The sequence below is a fragment of the Arthrobacter sp. 10N410 genome, assembly GCF_056394945.1.
Genome location: NZ_JBFTIP010000022.1, coordinates 1 through 367, shown reverse-complemented (window position 1 = coordinate 367; position 367 = coordinate 1). Strand labels below are relative to the sequence as shown.

The 367-nt window shown below is 67.3% G+C and carries 1 protein-coding gene; it reads right to left on the bottom strand.

Annotated features, from left to right (window positions below; all coding sequences use genetic code 11):
* Nucleotides 1-367: ATP-binding cassette domain-containing protein (locus AC1DB8_RS16570; RefSeq protein ID WP_476893651.1), on the bottom strand; the 367-nt coding region annotated here is incomplete at both ends.

The window sequence follows — 367 nt, the reverse complement described above, 5'->3', positions numbered from 1 at the left end:
GTCCACGTACGTCGCCTTCGCCGCCTCGAGGATCTGCTCCTCGGACGCCCCGGGCCGGCCGTAGGCGATGTTGTCCCGGATGGTCCCGCCGAACAGCCAGGTGTCCTGCAGCACCATGCCCATCCGCGAGCGCAGCTCATGCCGGGACATCAGCGCCACGTCCACGCCGTCGAGGGTGATCTTCCCGGCGTCGAGCTCGTAAAAGCGCATCATCAGGTTCACAAGCGTGGTCTTGCCCGCCCCCGTCGGCCCCACAATCGCCACCGTCTGCCCGGGCTCCGCCACGAGCGACAAATCAGTAATCAGCGGCTTGTCCGGCGAGTAGGTGAAGGACACGTCCTCGAACACCAGCCGGCCACGGGTCGCC